This window comes from Paenisporosarcina antarctica, from assembly GCF_004367585.1.
Lineage (GTDB): Bacteria > Bacillota > Bacilli > Bacillales_A > Planococcaceae > Paenisporosarcina > Paenisporosarcina antarctica.
Map to the genome: position 1 here is coordinate 2,015,684 of NZ_CP038015.1, position 17,186 is coordinate 2,032,869.

Genomic DNA, 17,186 nt, shown 5'->3' on the forward strand with positions numbered 1-17,186 from the left:
TTCGACATAACAAACAGAAAAGAGTGGGAAATCCCACTCTTTGGCCATAAATCTATCAACAACTTGTTATGAAAATCATACCATACGAACACTCACAGTGCAAATTACATCTAGAACAGTGACAATTGATTTGCATCTGGCATTCCATCTAAACAACCGAGTAAATTCATGTACTCAAGTAACGTCTTAGAAACACGCCCTCGCTGTCCTAAATCTTCTTTAGAAAGAAACTCACCATTTTTACGAGCTTCAACAATTGTTTTCGCCACATTAGTTCCTAAGCCAGGAATAGCATTGAAAGGAGGTATTAATCCCTTACCATCTATTACAAATTCCGTTGCCTTTGATTCATATAAGTCGACTTTTTTAAAGTGGTATCCGCGTTCACACATTTCAAGAGCAATTTCCATTACTGTCAGTAAGCTTTTTTCTTTTGGCGCGGCATCCAAACCTTTGGCATTAATCTCGTCTATTTTTGCACGAATTGATGCAGAACCTTTTGTCATAGCGTGCAAGTCAAAGTCCGCTGCGCGAACAGTAAAGTACGCTGCATAATACAGGATTGGAAAATGAACTTTGAAGTATGCAATACGAACGGCCATTAATACATATGCTGCCGCATGGGCCTTTGGAAACATATATTTAATCTTTTTACATGCATCTATATACCATTCAGGTACTTCGTTTAAACGCATATCGGCTTCAAACTCAGGAGTTAAGCCTTTCCCTTTACGCACCGATTCCATGATTTTAAATGCGAGTGACGGTTCTAGACCTTGATAAATTAAATAGACCATAATATCATCTCGACAACCAATTACATCGGATAATTGACATGTACCATTTTGAATAAGTTCTTGTGCATTCCCTAGCCATACATCTGTCCCATGAGATAAACCTGAAATTTGAACAAGCTCAGAGAATGTTGACGGTTTCGTTTCTTCTAACATTTGACGAACGAAACGTGTACCAAACTCAGGAATTCCTAAAGTACCTGTCTTGCATCCAATCTGTTCTTGTGTGACCCCTAGTGATTCAGTTCCACTATAAATTTTCATGACTTCAACATCATCTGTTGGAATCGTTTTTGGATCGATCCCTGATAAATCTTGTAACATCCGAATGACTGTTGGATCATCATGTCCAAGAATATCTAGTTTCAATAAATTATCGTGAATAGAATGGAAATCAAAGTGTGTCGTTTTCCACTCAGAGTCTTGCGCATCAGCAGGGTATTGAATGGGCGAGAAGTCGAAAATATCCATATAGTCTGGTACAACGATTATTCCACCCGGATGTTGACCGGTAGAGCGCTTGACCCCAGAACATCCTTGTACGAGCCGATCAATTTCTGCACCGCGCATCGTTAAGTTATGATCGTTCGCGTAACCTCGTACGTAACCATAAGCTGTCTTCTCAGCAACAGTACCAATCGTACCTGCCCTGAATACATTATCTTCACCAAAAAGAACTTTCGTATAGTTATGCGCAATAGACTGATATTCTCCACTAAAATTTAAATCAATATCGGGAACTTTGTCTCCTTTAAAACCAAGGAACGTCTCAAACGGAATATCCTGTCCATCTTTTTTGTATGGCGTTTCACATTTTGTACAGATTTTATTTGGTAGATCAAATCCCGAACTCACGGAACCATCATCAAAGAATTCAGCATTTTGACAAGATGGACAAATATAATGTGGAGGCAATGGGTTTACTTCTGTAATTTCCATAAGTGTTGCTACAAGTGAAGAACCTACAGAACCACGTGACCCTACTAAATATCCATCATTTAAAGATTTTTTAACTAATTTGTGAGAAATTAAATATATAACTGCAAATCCGTGACCAATAATTGATGTCAGTTCTTTTTCAATTCGCGCTTCAACAATTTCAGGAAGTGTTTCTCCATAAATTTGTTTGGCCATATCATAGCTCATCAAGCGAACTTCTTCATCAGAGCCTTCAATCTTAGGTGTATATAAATCGTCTTTAATCGGTTTTATTTCTTCAATTCTTTCTGATATTTTATGACTATTTTCCACTACGATTTGCTTCGCTGTTTCTTCTCCTAAAAAGGCAAATGCATCTAACATCTCATTCGTGGTTCGAAAATGAACTTTAGGTAACCTATGACGGTTTAGCGGATTGGCTCCACCTTGACCCCCAATTAAGATTTGTCTGAAAATCGCATCATTTTCATTTACATAATGAACGTTACCAGTTGCCACAACAGGAAGTGCTAATTTTTTTCCGAGTTTAATCATTTTCCGAATAATATCTTCAAGATTCCATTCATCCCGCACAAGTTCGAGTTCAATTAAATGTGCATAAACTTCTTTTGGCTGAACTTCTAAATAATCATAGAACTTCGCAATTTCTTCAACTTCTTCTGGAGACTTTTGCATTAATCCTTGAAATACTTCTCCTTTTTCGCAACCGGATCCAATTAATAGCCCTTTACGGTGCTTAACTAAAACGGAACGGGGGATGCGCGGAATACGGAAAAATGTATTCATATGAGAAGAAGAAACAAGTTTAAATAAGTTTTTTAAACCCGTTAAATCTGTCGCCAATAATGTGCAGTGTGTTGGACGAGCCCTCTTGTATGAATCTCCATTGCCTGTTTGGTGATTAAATTCATCATGATAGTGAATGTTTTTTTCTTCGGCTTCTTTTAATAAATTTAAAAGTAAATACCCTGTTGCTTCAGCATCATAAATCGCTCGATGATGCTGAGTAAGATCAATATTGAATTTTTTTGCCATCGTATTTAAGCGATGGTTTTTCATTTCTGGATGCAAAAAGCGAGACAATTCCAATGTATCAATGACTGGGTGAATCGTTTTTTCTAGTCCACATTTTTTATAACCTACATACAAGAATCCCATATCAAATGAAGCATTGTGGGCGACCAAAATGCTGTCTCCAATCCAGTCATGGAATTGTTTAATCACTTCTTCAATGTCTGGAGCATTTCTTACCATATCATCCGTAATGCCTGTTAAATTAATGGTTGTTGCAGACAACGCATGGTGTGGGTTTACAAATCTTTCAAATCTGTCTATTTCTTGGCCGTCCTTTATTTTCACAGCGGCAAGCTCAATGATGGTGTCATATACGGCAGACAGTCCTGTCGTTTCAACGTCAAAAACGACATAAGTTGCATCTGCTAATGCACGATGCTCTTCCTCATAAGCAATAGGTACACCATCATTCACCATATATATTTCTAAACCATAAATAATTTTAATTCCATACTTTTTCCCAGCTGCATATGCATCCGGAAAAGATTGTACAACTGCATGATCCGTAATGGCTACTGCAGGGTGCCCCCACTTGGCCGCTTGACTTACTAAAGCATCAACTGAAGATACTGCATCCATTTGGCTCATTGGGGTATGCAAATGCAATTCAATTCGTTTTTCTTCCGTTGGAGCTGTATCTTTTCTAGAATCCACTTTAATTTCCATGATATCTTGTGCCATGACTATCAAGTCACGTACAAACGTGTCATTTTGAACTGAACCGCGTACTTTTAACCATGTCCCTTTTTTAAGTAAGCCCATGAGCTCAGCATCCTCTTTATCTCGCGAGAACATTTTAACAAGAATCGAGTCAGTGTAATCTGTAACTTTGACTGTTAATAAAGAACGACCACTACGTAGTTCTCTGACTTCAACATCAAATACATAACCTTCAATTGTAATACGACGTTCTTCATCCTGGATTTGCTGAATTTCAATAACTGGTTCATTGGCTTTAATTGGAGTTCCAAGTTGGAATGGTCCATTCAATGTTGCACCAGGATTTGCTTGACGCTCTTTTTCACGTTTTTGCATATCTGCTAACGCTTTTCTTCCAAGTTCATCTTCTTCTTTTTTCCGTTGCTCCATGAAAGCCTGTTGTTCTTCTACAAGCTCAGCCTTTTCCTCGATTAATTTAAAATCAATAGGAAAAACAGGGAACCCAAATGAAGAGTAAACATCTGAAATTCTAGTTGCATATTTATTTTTTAATGTTTGGAATTCAATTTCATGTTCACATGTAAAGAGGATAGTTTGTCCATTAAATGATGGTATTTGTGATTGCAATCGATTTCTTAGTGGTGGTGACATGTCGGCAATTTCTTGTAAAATAAATGGCCAATAGGCTGCGATTGTTTCTGCATGGACTTGTGGATGAGCGCATGTAAGTGTTAATTTAATATCCGCAATGCCCGCGAATTTTTCTCGTAAGCGCATGTTAAACAACTGAAACATATTAAATGGCAGGATTTTCTCAACTTGAATTGTAAAACGCCATACACGTTCTTTCTTATGTACAGTCAAACGATTCAAAGAAGCTTCTTCAAAATGAAGTTGCTGTTCATCAGTAGTAAGTTCTAACTGTTGTAACAATAATTGTAATCTACTTTTGGCATCTTGTTCGTTATTCATAAGCTATGTCTCCTTTCAGAATTAAGAAAAAGAAAGGAAGACCCAATTTCAAGGTCTTCCTTTTGATTAATTGTTTAGAGACGAAAAGAAAGTTTGTAGATGGTCAAGTATCTCTTCATTTTTCCATTCAAATGTTTCGCCAGTTTTTCTTATTTTCACTTCGACTAAACCTTCTACTGCCTTTTTACCAACTGTAATTCGAATTGGTAATCCAATCAAATCTGAATCGGCAAATTTAACTCCCGCACGTTCGGGACGGTCATCATATAATACATCGAAGCGATTTGTTTTTAATAGTTTATATAAATCATCCGAAAGGGTCACTTGAGCGTCATCTTTCATATTAACAGGTACTAAATGTACATCATAAGGCGCGACGACACTCGGCCAAATGAAACCTTTATCATCTTGGAACTGTTCTGCGACGGCAGCCATTACACGAGAAATACCAATACCATAACATCCCATAATATAAGGCTGCGAGCGACCATTATTATCTAGGAACGTACCATTCATTGGCTCTGAGTAAGTTGTCCCAAGTTTAAAGACGTGCCCCACTTCAATCCCTTTAGCAAAAAGGATTGTTCCTTTACCGTCTGGAGATGGATCCCCCTCCATAATAAAACGTAAGTCTTCATATTGATTTACCACAAAGTCCCGTTCAGGATTAACATTCACTAAATGGAAACCAGCAACATTTGCTCCACATATTCCGTTACGAATTGCAGCAACTGCATGATCAGCAATTACTTTTACACCATCTGGAAGATTAACTGGTCCAAGTGAACCAACTTCGCAATTTAGTATGGTTTGAATCTCTTCTTCAGTTGCAAACTCCACTACTTTAGCTTGTAATACATTTTTCACTTTAATATCATTGACTTCGTGATCACCACGTGACAATACCAACACTAATTCTTCATCTACTTTAAAGACTAGTGTTTTTATACACTGTTGTACTTCAACATTTAAGAAAGTAGCTACTTGCTCAATCGTTTTTTGATCTGGAGTCTCTACTTTTTGGACTTCTTTAATTTCTTCAGTTGGCGTTTCATAGGATACTTTCACTTCAGCCATTTCAATGTTAGCAGCAAAGTCCGATTCATCTGAATATGCAATGGTATCTTCGCCTATCTCAGAAAGCACCATAAATTCATGAGTATCTTTCCCACCGATAGCTCCCGAATCTGCAATTACCGCACGGAAGTTTAAACCTAGACGTGAGAAAATATTTGTATATGCTCGAACCATATCTTCATATGTTTGATCTAAACTTTCACGAGTTGCATGGAAAGAATAGGCATCTTTCATAAGAAATTCACGACCGCGAAGCAAGCCAAAACGAGGACGTTTTTCATCACGGAATTTTGTTTGAATTTGATACAAAGTTAAAGGTAGTTTTTTATACGACTTGATTTCATCACGCAATAATGAAGTGATGACTTCTTCATGTGTTGCACCTAAAGCAAATTCACGATTATGTCTATCTCTTAATCGCATTAATTCAGGTCCGTAAGAATACCATCGTCCAGTTTCTTGCCATAGTTCTGCTTGTTGCATTGCAGGCATTAATACCTCGACACCGTTTATGGCATCCATCTCTTCTCGAACTATGGTTTCTACTTTATGTAGCACCCGTTTTCCAAGAGGTAAAAACGAATAAATGCCGCTTGTATTTTGACGAATAAACCCTGCTCGTAGGAGCAGCTGATGAGACTTAACGTCTGCATCAGCAGGAGTTTCACGAAGTGTAGGGATGAATGTAAGACTTTGTTTCATAAGTAAGTATGCTCCTCAAACAAATACGTATTTTAATTAAAAGAAAAACCGTTGTATATCATTCCAAGTAACTACGACCATTAGAACCATAAGTAACATAATTCCTACGAAATGGACCATACCTTCTTTCTGACGATCCACTGGTCTCCCTCTTATTGCTTCAAACAAGAAGAATAACAAACGACCACCATCAAGTGCTGGTAATGGAAGTAAATTCATAATTCCTAAGTTAATACTTAAAATTGCTGCCCAATTCATTAAGTTAAAAATCCCATATTGAGCAACTTCTTCTGTTGCTTTATAAATCCCTACTGGTCCAGACAATGCATCTATCGTAAATTGACCAGTTATTAACATTCCAAGTAGTTCAAAAATCTTAACCATCCAAGTTACAGTTTGTTCTGCACCATAAGCAACTGCTTTCAATGGATTTTTTTCTACTGGACTTTCATATAAAACACCAATCTGTCCAAAAGTCTCTCCATTTTGTTCGATGGCCTTTGGTGTGATAGATGACTGAATAACTTCACCATCTCGAACGAATTCAAATGTTAAAGGCTGCTCTGCACTTGCTTGTATTTTTGAAGCAAGTTCTTGCCATGTAGCAATTTTTTCTTCACCGATTTTTGTTACTAAATCACCTTTTTGCATTCCTGCTTCAAGAGCAGGACTATCTTCATTCACGCCTGTAATAATAGGTTCATAAGTTGGAATTCCTTGTATTAAACCAATCGTTAAAAAGATGAAAAACGCTAATATAAAGTTAAACAATGGACCTGCAAAAATTGTCATTGCACGTTTTACAAGTGATTTCGAATTAAACTGACGATCATACGGAGCAATTAGTGTATCTTTGCCATTCTCTGTAATAACCGCTTTTCGAGAAACACTGTATCTTACTAGTCGTTCTTCTTCATCATAGCCTTCAATCCAAAGTCCTTTTTCCAAATCAGCACGTTCTGTTTCCAAAAACAACATATCTTGTTGTTGTTTATTTTGATTTAAAACGATTTTGATGACTTGTTCCTTTGAGTTTAAAACTAATCCTACTCGGAATCCGGGTTGCAATTCAACCGAATCCATATCTTCACCAGCCATTCGTACATAACCACCCAGTGGTAGTAAACGAAGCGTATAAAGAGTTTCACCTTTTGTGATTCCTACTATTTTCGGTCCAAAACCTACTGCAAATTCTCGAACCATAATTCCTGCTCTTTTGGCAAAAATAAAGTGACCAAGTTCATGAAAAAATACAAGTGAACCAAATATCAAGATAAAAGCAATGGTTGTATCCATAAAGTCCCACCTTTTTTACAGCATATTGCTGTCATCAATCTTTTAATATTTTACCATGTTTTGAACAGCTTTTCTCGTATTAGCATCAACGTGTAAAATCATTTCTAAATCAGGCATGTTTATAACCGTATGTTTGTCCATTACACGCTCAATACAGTCTTCTATTTTCAAGAATGTTATATCCCCATTTAAAAATAAAGCAACCGCTGCTTCATTTGCAGCATTTAATACCGTTGTCATCGAACCACCTGCTCGACCTGCATCATAAGCAAGTTGCAATGCATGAAAACGCGTGAAGTCCATCTCTTCAAAATGAAGTTTGCCTATTTCAACAAGATTTAGACGTTTTGCCTTTTTTCTAGGCAGTCTATCAGGATAAGATAATGCATATTGAATGGGCACTCGCATATCGGGTGTTCCTAGTTGTGCCATTACACTCGTATCTTGGAATTCAACCATTGAGTGAATGATGCTTTCTCGATGTAGCACTACGTCAATATCATCGTAAGGCATATCAAATAATACTTGTGCTTCAATTACTTCTAATCCTTTGTTCATCATCGTTGCTGAGTCAATTGTAATTTTGGCTCCCATCGACCAGTTGGGATGGTTTAGCGCGTCTTGAATCGTTACGTTTTTAAGCTCACTTCTTGTTCGATCTCGGAAGCTTCCACCAGAGGCAGTTAATATTAATCGACTAACTTGGCTTCTTTTTTCCCCATTCATTGATTGAAATAGTGCTGAATGTTCACTATCAACCGGCAAAATTATTGCATTGTATTTCGCCGCTGCAGCCATGACAAGATGTCCTGCAGTTACGAGCGTTTCTTTATTCGCTAGTGCAATCGTTTTTTGTTGTTTAATCGCCTCTAAAGTTGATTCTAATCCAATACTACCCAATACAGCATTGACTAGTACGGAAGCATCTGGGTGTGTAGCGACGTCAATCAACCCTTTGCTACCATATGCAAGTTCAATACTAGGAAATTCCTTTTTCAGGAGAATTGCATCATTTTCTTCTTGAACTGATACAAGTGTAGGTGCAAATTCCAGAATAATTTCCCTTGCTTTTTCTACATTTCGTCCCGCAGAAAAAGCCACTAGTTTAAATTCTTGTGGATGTTCTCTTATTATGTCAATTGTTTGAATACCAATCGACCCTGTTGCTCCTAATAAACTAATATTCTTTGTCATAATTAATAAAACCCCTTAACCAACAAAATGCAAGAAATGTAGAAGTGGTAACACAAATAATAAGCTATCAAATCTATCTAAAACCCCACCATGTCCAGGCAACAAATTACCTGAGTCTTTTACATTGTAATGACGTTTAAGTGCTGACTCAACTAAATCCCCAACTTGCCCAAAGACTGAAGCTAAAATCGTCACTACAATAAGAACGATATACGATGAACTAATTGGTGAGATCCATTGAAAAATGACTGCAAAAATAATAGCTACAGCAATTCCTCCATAAAATCCTTCAATGGTTTTATTAGGAGAAATTTCAGGCCACAATTTATTTTTACCGAATTTTTTACCTGTAAAATATGCTCCTGAATCCGTCGTCCATATGATTAATAACGCAAAAATAACAAATTGAAGGCCATTTTCGACTAAACGAGTCTCTATGAAATAGAAAAATCCTATTCCAACATACAATGCCGCTAAAATGGAAAATGCAGCATCTTCAAATGTAAAACGGTTTTTTACAACTACAGTATACGTCAGTAATAAAAGTACAGCCATAAGTGCGAAATCTATTTTGGTATACCCAGTAGTTTCTACTAATAGAATGGACCATTTGCTTGGTATTAAAAAGATAAATAAGGCGAATAACGAGATAAATCCATGAACTGAAAAAATCGAAAGACCTTTCATTCGTAAGATTTCAAATAGTCCTACTGCTGCCATTGCATAAACGAGCAGTGTAAATGGAAGACCGCCTAGTACAACTATTGGAATGAATAGTCCGGCGGCGATCACACCTGTAATCATACGTTGTTTCAATTTGTATCTTCTCCCTTCAATCCTCCGTAACGACGATTTCGGTTTTGATAACTATCTATTGCATCTAGTAAGCAACTTTCATCAAAATCTGGCCATAAAGTATCAGTAAACCAAAACTCTGTATACGCCAGTTGCCACAACATAAAGTTGCTAAGTCGGACTTCTCCACTGGTACGAATGAGTAAGTCCGGTTCTGGTAAATCACAAGTCATTAAATGTTGCGAGATTAATTCTTCATTTACATCACTATATGTAAGTGTTCCTTCTTGTACTTGTTGCGCAATTTTTTGCATGGCTTGTGTTATCTCTGCACGGCTACCATAGTTTAAAGCAAAATTTAGTACTAATCCTGTGTTTTCTTTTGTTGCTTCCATTGCTTTGCGTATAGCATTTTGCGTGTAAAGAGGCAGGGTATCATTTTCACCCATCATGATTACTTTGACATTTTGCTCAATTAACTCCGGAAGATACGTGCCTAAAAACTCCTCAGGTAAGCGCATAATGAAGTCCACTTCAAGCTTTGGCCGTTTCCAATTCTCAGTAGAAAATGCATACACCGTTAGCGCACGTACACCTAAGTCATTAGCAAGTCGTGTAATTTTACGAACCGTTTTCATTCCCTCATGATGACCAGCAACTCGAGGAAGAGCACGTTTTTTAGCCCATCTCCCGTTGCCATCCATGATAATGGCAATGTGAGATGGAATACACTCTTTTTTGGAACGCGAAATTCGTTCCGCCAGCGATTGATTTTGTCGTTCGGCTTTTCTCCGAATGAGTTTATGTAACATGTTAAGTCCTCCACTTTACGCACTTATCGGAATGTTGTCTCTCTCATCATATCAAAAAATGGCGAGATTTTCTCCATTCAAGTAAAAAAAGACGTTCCTATTGGATAGGAACGTCTTTATAGTAAAAAAGTTCAAACGTTTACACTTCTAAAATTTCTTTTTCTTTGTCTTTCGCTACTTGATCAATTAGAACAATATGATCATCTGTTAACTTTTGCACATCTTCTGAGAATCCACGTAAACCATCTTCTGTGATTTCATTTTTTTTCTCTAACTTTTTTAATTCATCATTTGCATCACGACGAATATTACGAATACCAACTTTTGCTTCTTCTGCTTCTTTTTTAACCAGTTTCACCAAGTCTTTACGACGTTCTTCTGTCAATGCAGGTATGGCAATACGTATAAGCGTGCCATCATTAGTTGGAGAAATTCCAAGGTCTGATTTTTGTATCGCTTTTTCAATATCACCAAGAGCTGTCTTGTCATAAGGTTGAATCGTCAACATACGTGCTTCAGGTGTAGCAATCCCAGCAATTTGATTAATGGGCGTAGGTGAGCCATAATAATCGACAAATATTTTATCTAATAACGATGAACTTGCACGACCTGCACGAATCGTCGATAGTTCACGACTTAACGCTTGAATCGCTTTTGACATTCTTTCTTTTGTGTGATCAATAACTTGTTTAGACATTACTTATTCCTCCTAACGATTGTGCCAATTTTTTCACCTAATACAACACGTTTTATATTTCCTTTTTCCATAAGCGAGAATACTATGAGGGGAATATCATTGTCCATACATAGAGTCGATGCAGTAGAATCCATTACTTGTAAACCTTGTTGAATAACCTCCAAGAAGGATAATGTATCGTATTTTACAGCTTCACTATTTGTTTTAGGGTCGTCTGAATAAATACCATCCACATTATTTTTACCCATTAAAATAATATCTGCTTCAATCTCAGCTGCACGAAGAGCCGCTGTTGTATCTGTAGAAAAGTATGGATTTCCAGTACCAGCCGCAAAAATAACGACTCTTTTCTTCTCCAAATGTCGAATCGCTTTTCTACGAATATATGGTTCTGCAACTTGTCTCATCTCAATTGATGACTGAACGCGGGTTTGAACGCCAGACTTTTCAAGCGAATCTTGTAACGCTAAAGAATTCATAACTGTAGCTAGCATTCCCATATAGTCCGCAGTAGCTCGGTCCATACCCATTTCACTACCTATTTTACCACGCCAGATGTTTCCGCCGCCAACGACAACAGCAACTTCTACACCTAACTCGACAACTTCTTTAACTTGTTCAGCAACAGATTTAATAATTTCTGGGGAAAGACCAAATCCTTGCTCTCCAGCCAAAGCTTCTCCACTTAATTTTAAAACGACTCTTTTGTATTGTGGTGCACTCATAGGTAGCCTCCATTACACTTTTTTCTCGAAAAATAAGGAACACAAGTTCGTGCTCCCTAGAGTTAATCAGTTATTTAATTCAGTTTCATTAGTTGCCTTTGTTAACTTGACTCATTACTTCTTCTGCAAAGTTATCTTGGCGTTTTTCAATTCCTTCGCCAACACTATAACGTTCAAAATCAGTAACTGTTCCACCCGTTGATTTTACAAACTCTTTAACTTTTTGATCTGAATTCTTAACGAATGATTGATCAAGTAAACAAATGTCTTCGAAATATTTACCAAGACGGCCTTCTACCATTTTAGCTACGATATTTTCTGGTTTGCCTTCGTTTAAAGCTTGCTCAGTTAACACTTTACGTTCGCGGTCAACTTCATCTTCAGAAACTTCGTTACGAGAAATATATTTTGGATTTAAAGCCGCAATGTGCATTGCTACATCTTTAGCTGCTTGAGCATCAGTAGAACCTTCAAGTGTTACAAGAACACCAATACGCCCACCCATATGTAGATATGGACCAAAAGCATCTTTGTCTGTTTTTGTATGAACTACAAAACGACGTAATGTGATTTTTTCACCGATTTTTGCAATGGCATTTGAAATGTAGTCAGCAACATTTAAACCGTTAGACATTGTAGAAGCAGTAGCCTCTTCAACTGACGCAGGTTTAGTAGCTAATAAATGTTCAGATAATTCTTTTACTAATGTTTGGAATCCTTGGTTTTTTGATACGAAATCCGTTTCAGCATTCACTTCAAGTAAAACAGCTTCATTGCCATTTACTAAAATTGAAGTTGTACCTTCCGCTGCAATACGGTCAGCTTTTTTAGCTGCGCTAGAAAGACCTTTTTCTCTTAGGAAATCAATTGCCGCTTCGATATCACCGTTTGTTTCAACTAACGCTTTTTTACAATCCATCATACCTACGCCTGTTTTTTGACGTAATTCTTTTACCATTTGTGCTGTAACTGCCATTTTTATTTCCTCCTATCAAATTTCAATTAATATCTTTTTCTCAAAAAAAGGCGATAAGGGGTTTAGCCGCTTATCACCTTTTAAATACGTGAAATTACTCAGCAGCTTCAGCTGGAGAATCTTCTTCACCTTGTCTTGACTCAAGTAACGCATCAGCCATTTTACCAGTTAATAATTTAACGGCACGAATAGCATCGTCGTTTGCAGGAATAATATAGTCAATTTCATCTGGATCACAGTTAGTATCAACAATTCCAACTATTGGAATGTTTAATTTAATAGCTTCAGCAACAGCAATACGCTCTTTACGAGGGTCTACGATGAACATTACGTCCGGTACACCTTTCATATCGCGAATACCGCCTAAGAATTTAACTAGACGTTCGTGTTGTTTTTTAAGTTTAACAACTTCTTTTTTAGGAAGTACTTCGAAAGTACCGTCTGCTTCCATTTTTTCGATAGCTTTTAAACGATTAACACGTTTTTGAATTGTACCAAAGTTAGTTAATGTACCACCCAACCAACGTTGGTTAACATAGTACATACCTGAGCGTTCTGCTTCGTCTTTGATTGCTTCTTGTGCTTGTTTTTTCGTACCAACGAAAAGAACTTTACCACCATCAGCACCAACTTGACGCATGAATGCATAAGCTTCTTCTAACTTTTTAACCGTTTTTTGAAGATCGATAATGTAGATTCCGTTACGTTCAACAAAAATGAATTTTTTCATTTTTGGGTTCCAACGGCGTGTTTGGTGACCGAAATGGACACCTGCTTCGAGTAATTGTTTCATAGATATTACTGACATGTTTTGTTTCCTCCTGATATGGTTTTTTTCCTCCGCATTCTTCAACTAGCGCTCAAGACCAAAATACTATTAAGGACCACTTGTCGCTATCCAAATGCGTGTGTAATGACACCAATCGATAATATACCATAATTAAATTAACCTCGCAAGTGTTTAAACGAAAATTTTATTATTTCTATAAACTCATAGCGTTATTAGAAGAAAAGATTCGAATTATGCAGAGTCAAATCCTTGTGCATTCGCTTATGCAACATGGTTCCAATCATACTCATAGCATCCTTTGATGTACCTCGATTTAGAGAATAAAGAGAGTTGCGCTTTGTGACTTCGTCACTTCGCCCAACCCTCTTTTCTTAGATCATCCTGTTAGCTGATGTGCATACTTCGCTGCATTATACCTGGACGCACAGAAGAATGATGGTTTGGTCAACTAAAGAATCGATGCTCCCTTATAAGTAGATATTCGAACGAAGATGCAATTTCGGCCTCTTTCTTCTTTTTTATTTTCACCAAAAGTGACACATACTATACATATAAATATACACTGCAGACGCAACCATAATGTTCTCCCATTTAATGACTGCGCCTAAAACTAGAGTGTGATATGTGATGAACGAAAATGCTTCAGATAGAGCGATCCCCCCCTCTGTTTGAGTGATAAGTTTTGTACAATCGATACGGACTCTTTAAATTCTTCTCATTAGCCAAGTTAACTAACAGATACAAGCACTCTCAACCTAGTAATCAAAACATGTATTTGTACTATATCCATGAACACCCTGCCATTGTAGTTCCAATACAAAAAAACAACCACAAAGACCTAGGTCTTTGTGGTTGTTTTAGCTTGTACTTATTTAAGTTTAAGTTGAGCTAATTCGTTTAAGAATTTATTGTTTAATACTTTGATGTATGTTCCCTTCATTCCTAAAGAACGAGATTCAATAACACCAGCACTTTCTAATTTACGTAGAGCGTTAACGATTACTGAACGTGTAATTCCAACGCGGTCAGCAATTTTAGAAGCTACAAGCAAGCCTTCGTTACCGTCAAGTTCTTCGAAAATGTGTTCAATTGCTTCAAGTTCACTGTAAGACAATGAGTTAATAGCCATTTGAACAATAGCTTTGGTACGAGCTTCAACTTCAATTTGTTCTGATTTCTCACGTAAAATTTCCATACCAACAACAGTACCGCCATATTCACCAAGGATTAGATCATCGTCATGGAATTCATTTTTTAAACGTCCAAGAATTAATGTTCCTAAACGATCCCCACCACCAATAATTGGAACAATCGTTGTTAAACCGTCTTCGAATAATTCGCGATTCTCTACTGGAAATACAGAGTGCTGATTGAAAACATCTAAGTTAGAAGATGTTTCATTTACGTTGAAAAGATTTTTTGTATATTCTTCAGGGAATTGACGTTCTTCCATCATTTTAATCATACGTTCGTTTTCAATTTGTTGATTGATTTCAAATCCTAATAATTTACCCTTACGGCTAAGGATAAACACGTTACATTCGATAACACCGCTAAGTGTTGTTGCCATTTCTTTAAAGTTAACTTGCTTACCTGCTGATGCTTGAAGCATCGAATTAATCTTTCTTGTTTTTCCTAATAAATTCATGAATGTTTCCTCCTAATAATGTTCGAAGCTATTTATTAAATATTCTAAAGGTTTTTAATTGTTTTGCATATAGATAAAATTCAATTTACAAAATAAATTGTGACAAATCTTTGTTTTTTACGATATTTAAGAGTTTTTTGTCAACATATGTCGAAGTAATGTCGATATGCGCGGGTGAAATTTCAGAAGCTTCAAAAGAAAGCTCTTCTAATAACTTCTCTAAAATCGTATGCAGACGTCGTGCGCCTATGTTATCGGTTTCTTGATTTACTTCCGTTGCAATTTCAGCAATTCGCTCAATTGCTCCATCGGTAAAATCGAGTGTAACTCCTTCGGTTTCAAGCAAAGCTTTATACTGACGAATTAAAGAATGATCTGGTTCTTTTAAAATACGAACAAAATCATGTTTCGTTAATTTTTCAAGTTCCACACGAACAGGGAAACGTCCTTGTAGTTCAGGAATTAAATCAGACGGTTTTGCAGAGTGGAAAGCTCCTGCAGCAACAAAAAGCATATAATCTGTCTTCACAGCACCATATTTCGTTTGCACTGTAGATCCTTCTACAATCGGTAATATATCACGTTGTACACCTTCACGTGAGACATCTGCAGAAGAACCGCTTCCACCTTTACTTGCAATCTTATCTATTTCATCAATAAATATAATGCCTGTTTGTTCTGCACGTTCAACTGATTTTAGAGCCACTTCATCTGAATCAATCAATTTATTCGCTTCTTCTATCGTTAAGATTCGACGAGCGTCTTTGACTTGTAAGCGACGTTTCTTCTTTTTCTTTGGCATTAAGTTTGCTAATGCATCTTGCATACTTTGCCCCATATTCTCCATACCTGAACCTTGGAATGCATCAAACATAGATGGAGACTGTTCAGTAACTTCGACATTCACCCATTCGTCTTCTAACTTTCCATCTCTTAAATCTTCAGTAATTTGAGAGCGTTTTAAACGAATATCTGTGTCATCAGTCGCTGGTTCATCTTGTTCTGCTTTTTGTCCAAATAGCATTTCAAATGGGTTTTGATTATTATTAAGTTTCTTTTTTAGGGAAGGAACCAGTAGTCGAACGATTGCATCATTTGCTAAACGCTCCGCTTGACCTTTTACGCCTTCAGTCATTTCTTCCTTAACAATTCGCACGGCAGCTTCTGTTAAGTCGCGAACCATGGATTCCACATCACGACCTACATAACCTACTTCTGTAAACTTAGTTGCTTCTACTTTAATAAATGGTGCGTTAGTTAACTTTGCAATTCTTCTCGCAATTTCCGTTTTTCCCACACCAGTAGGACCAATCATCAGAATGTTTTTGGGTATAACTTCATCTTTCATCTCTGTAGATAATAAACTTCTACGGTAGCGATTACGTAAAGCTACAGCGACAGATTTTTTAGCTTCTTTTTGCCCGACGATAAAACGATCTAAATGTTCAGTTATTTGCTTTGGTGTCAATTGTTGTTTAGTCATTCGTTTAACGCCTCCACAATAATTTGATGATTTGTAAATACACAAATATCTGCAGCAGTAGTAAGTGCGGCTTTTGCAATTTCTTTTGCATTCATTGTTTCACCAGCATATTGTTTTAACGCACGTCCAGCTGCTAAAGCAAAATTCCCACCTGATCCAATAGCTAAAATGCCATCGTCAGGTTCAATCACTTCACCTGTACCAGAAACTAATAAAAGTGACTCTTCATTCATGACTAGCAACATCGCTTCAAGTCTACGTAACATTTTGTCACCTCGCCATTGTTGGGCAAGTTCGACAGCAGCTCTTTGTAAGTTGCCATCATACTCCATCAATTTCGCTTCAAACATTTCAAATAGAGTAAAAGCATCAGCAACGGAACCTGCAAAACCTGCAAGTACCTGACCATTGTAAATACGTCTCACTTTTTTTGCTGTATGTTTCATGACGACTTGATTACCTAACGTAACTTGGCCATCTCCAGCCATCGCAGATTTCCCTTTATGCTGAACTGCAAATATCGTGGTTGCATGTATTTCTCCCAAGATGTTC

The 17,186-nt window shown here is 37.1% G+C and carries 13 protein-coding genes; all 13 read right to left on the reverse strand.

Features of this window, described 5'->3' with window-relative positions:
- Positions 1 to 110: 110 nt before the first annotated feature.
- Positions 111 to 4,439, reverse strand: coding sequence for a PolC-type DNA polymerase III (locus E2636_RS10065; RefSeq protein WP_134210078.1), 4,329 nt, complete (start codon positions 4,437 to 4,439; stop codon positions 111 to 113).
- Positions 4,440 to 4,505: 66 nt separating this feature from the next.
- Complete coding sequence (locus tag E2636_RS10070; RefSeq protein ID WP_134210079.1) at positions 4,506 to 6,218, reverse strand: proline--tRNA ligase; 1,713 nt, start codon at positions 6,216 to 6,218, stop codon at positions 4,506 to 4,508.
- Between the two features lie 36 nt (positions 6,219 to 6,254).
- On the reverse strand, positions 6,255 to 7,514 hold the full coding sequence (gene rseP / locus E2636_RS10075) for an RIP metalloprotease RseP (RefSeq protein WP_134210080.1): 1,260 nt from the start codon (positions 7,512 to 7,514) through the stop codon (positions 6,255 to 6,257).
- Positions 7,515 to 7,556: 42 nt separating this feature from the next.
- The gene (gene dxr / locus E2636_RS10080; protein WP_134210081.1) at positions 7,557 to 8,708 is read right to left on the reverse strand and encodes a 1-deoxy-D-xylulose-5-phosphate reductoisomerase; all 1,152 of its coding nucleotides are present in this window, start codon (positions 8,706 to 8,708) and stop codon (positions 7,557 to 7,559) included.
- Between the two features lie 15 nt (positions 8,709 to 8,723).
- Positions 8,724 to 9,524: a phosphatidate cytidylyltransferase gene (locus tag E2636_RS10085; RefSeq protein ID WP_134210082.1), complete on the reverse strand. Its 801-nt coding sequence runs from the start codon at positions 9,522 to 9,524 to the stop codon at positions 8,724 to 8,726.
- Positions 9,521 to 10,315, reverse strand: coding sequence for an undecaprenyl pyrophosphate synthase (locus E2636_RS10090; protein WP_134210083.1), 795 nt, complete (start codon positions 10,313 to 10,315; stop codon positions 9,521 to 9,523). Before E2636_RS10090 ends, E2636_RS10085 begins: the two co-directional genes overlap by 4 nt.
- 139 nt (positions 10,316 to 10,454) lie before the next feature.
- Positions 10,455 to 11,012 (reverse strand): ribosome recycling factor, encoded by a 558-nt coding sequence (frr, locus tag E2636_RS10095; protein WP_134210084.1) that lies wholly within the window; start codon positions 11,010 to 11,012, stop codon positions 10,455 to 10,457.
- The gene (pyrH, locus tag E2636_RS10100; protein WP_134210085.1) at positions 11,012 to 11,737 is read right to left on the reverse strand and encodes a UMP kinase; all 726 of its coding nucleotides are present in this window, start codon (positions 11,735 to 11,737) and stop codon (positions 11,012 to 11,014) included. The genes frr and pyrH overlap by 1 nt, the downstream gene beginning before the upstream one ends.
- An 88-nt stretch (positions 11,738 to 11,825) precedes the next feature.
- Complete coding sequence (tsf, locus tag E2636_RS10105) at positions 11,826 to 12,713, reverse strand: translation elongation factor Ts (RefSeq protein ID WP_134210086.1); 888 nt, start codon at positions 12,711 to 12,713, stop codon at positions 11,826 to 11,828.
- Between the two features lie 94 nt (positions 12,714 to 12,807).
- The gene (gene rpsB, locus E2636_RS10110) at positions 12,808 to 13,521 is read right to left on the reverse strand and encodes a 30S ribosomal protein S2 (protein WP_017380854.1); all 714 of its coding nucleotides are present in this window, start codon (positions 13,519 to 13,521) and stop codon (positions 12,808 to 12,810) included.
- 850 nt (positions 13,522 to 14,371) lie between these two features.
- Positions 14,372 to 15,151, reverse strand: a complete 780-nt coding sequence (gene codY / locus E2636_RS10115; RefSeq protein ID WP_134210087.1) for a GTP-sensing pleiotropic transcriptional regulator CodY — start codon at positions 15,149 to 15,151, stop codon at positions 14,372 to 14,374.
- A gap of 85 nt (positions 15,152 to 15,236) precedes the next feature.
- Entirely contained in the window at positions 15,237 to 16,634 is a 1,398-nt protein-coding gene (gene hslU, locus E2636_RS10120) for an ATP-dependent protease ATPase subunit HslU (protein ID WP_134210088.1), read from the reverse strand.
- Positions 16,631 to 17,179 (reverse strand): ATP-dependent protease subunit HslV, encoded by a 549-nt coding sequence (gene hslV / locus E2636_RS10125; RefSeq protein ID WP_134210089.1) that lies wholly within the window; start codon positions 17,177 to 17,179, stop codon positions 16,631 to 16,633. The genes hslU and hslV overlap by 4 nt, the downstream gene beginning before the upstream one ends.
- Positions 17,180 to 17,186: the final 7 nt, after the last annotated feature.

Bases quoted from the DNA above. Each gene is read 5' to 3' on its own strand.
- E2636_RS10065 (WP_134210078.1), bottom strand. From the start codon at position 4,439: ATGAATAACGAACAAGATGCCAAAAGTAGATTACAATTATTGTTACAA.
- E2636_RS10070 (WP_134210079.1), bottom strand. From the start codon at position 6,218: ATGAAACAAAGTCTTACATTCATCCCTACACTTCGTGAAACTCCTGCT.
- rseP (WP_134210080.1), bottom strand. From the start codon at position 7,514: ATGGATACAACCATTGCTTTTATCTTGATATTTGGTTCACTTGTATTT.
- dxr (WP_134210081.1), bottom strand. From the start codon at position 8,708: ATGACAAAGAATATTAGTTTATTAGGAGCAACAGGGTCGATTGGTATT.
- E2636_RS10090 (WP_134210083.1), bottom strand. From the start codon at position 10,315: ATGTTACATAAACTCATTCGGAGAAAAGCCGAACGACAAAATCAATCG.
- frr (WP_134210084.1), bottom strand. From the start codon at position 11,012: ATGTCTAAACAAGTTATTGATCACACAAAAGAAAGAATGTCAAAAGCG.
- pyrH (WP_134210085.1), bottom strand. From the start codon at position 11,737: ATGAGTGCACCACAATACAAAAGAGTCGTTTTAAAATTAAGTGGAGAA.
- tsf (WP_134210086.1), bottom strand. From the start codon at position 12,713: ATGGCAGTTACAGCACAAATGGTAAAAGAATTACGTCAAAAAACAGGC.
- rpsB (WP_017380854.1), bottom strand. From the start codon at position 13,521: ATGTCAGTAATATCTATGAAACAATTACTCGAAGCAGGTGTCCATTTC.
- codY (WP_134210087.1), bottom strand. From the start codon at position 15,151: ATGAATTTATTAGGAAAAACAAGAAAGATTAATTCGATGCTTCAAGCA.
- hslU (WP_134210088.1), bottom strand. From the start codon at position 16,634: ATGACTAAACAACAATTGACACCAAAGCAAATAACTGAACATTTAGAT.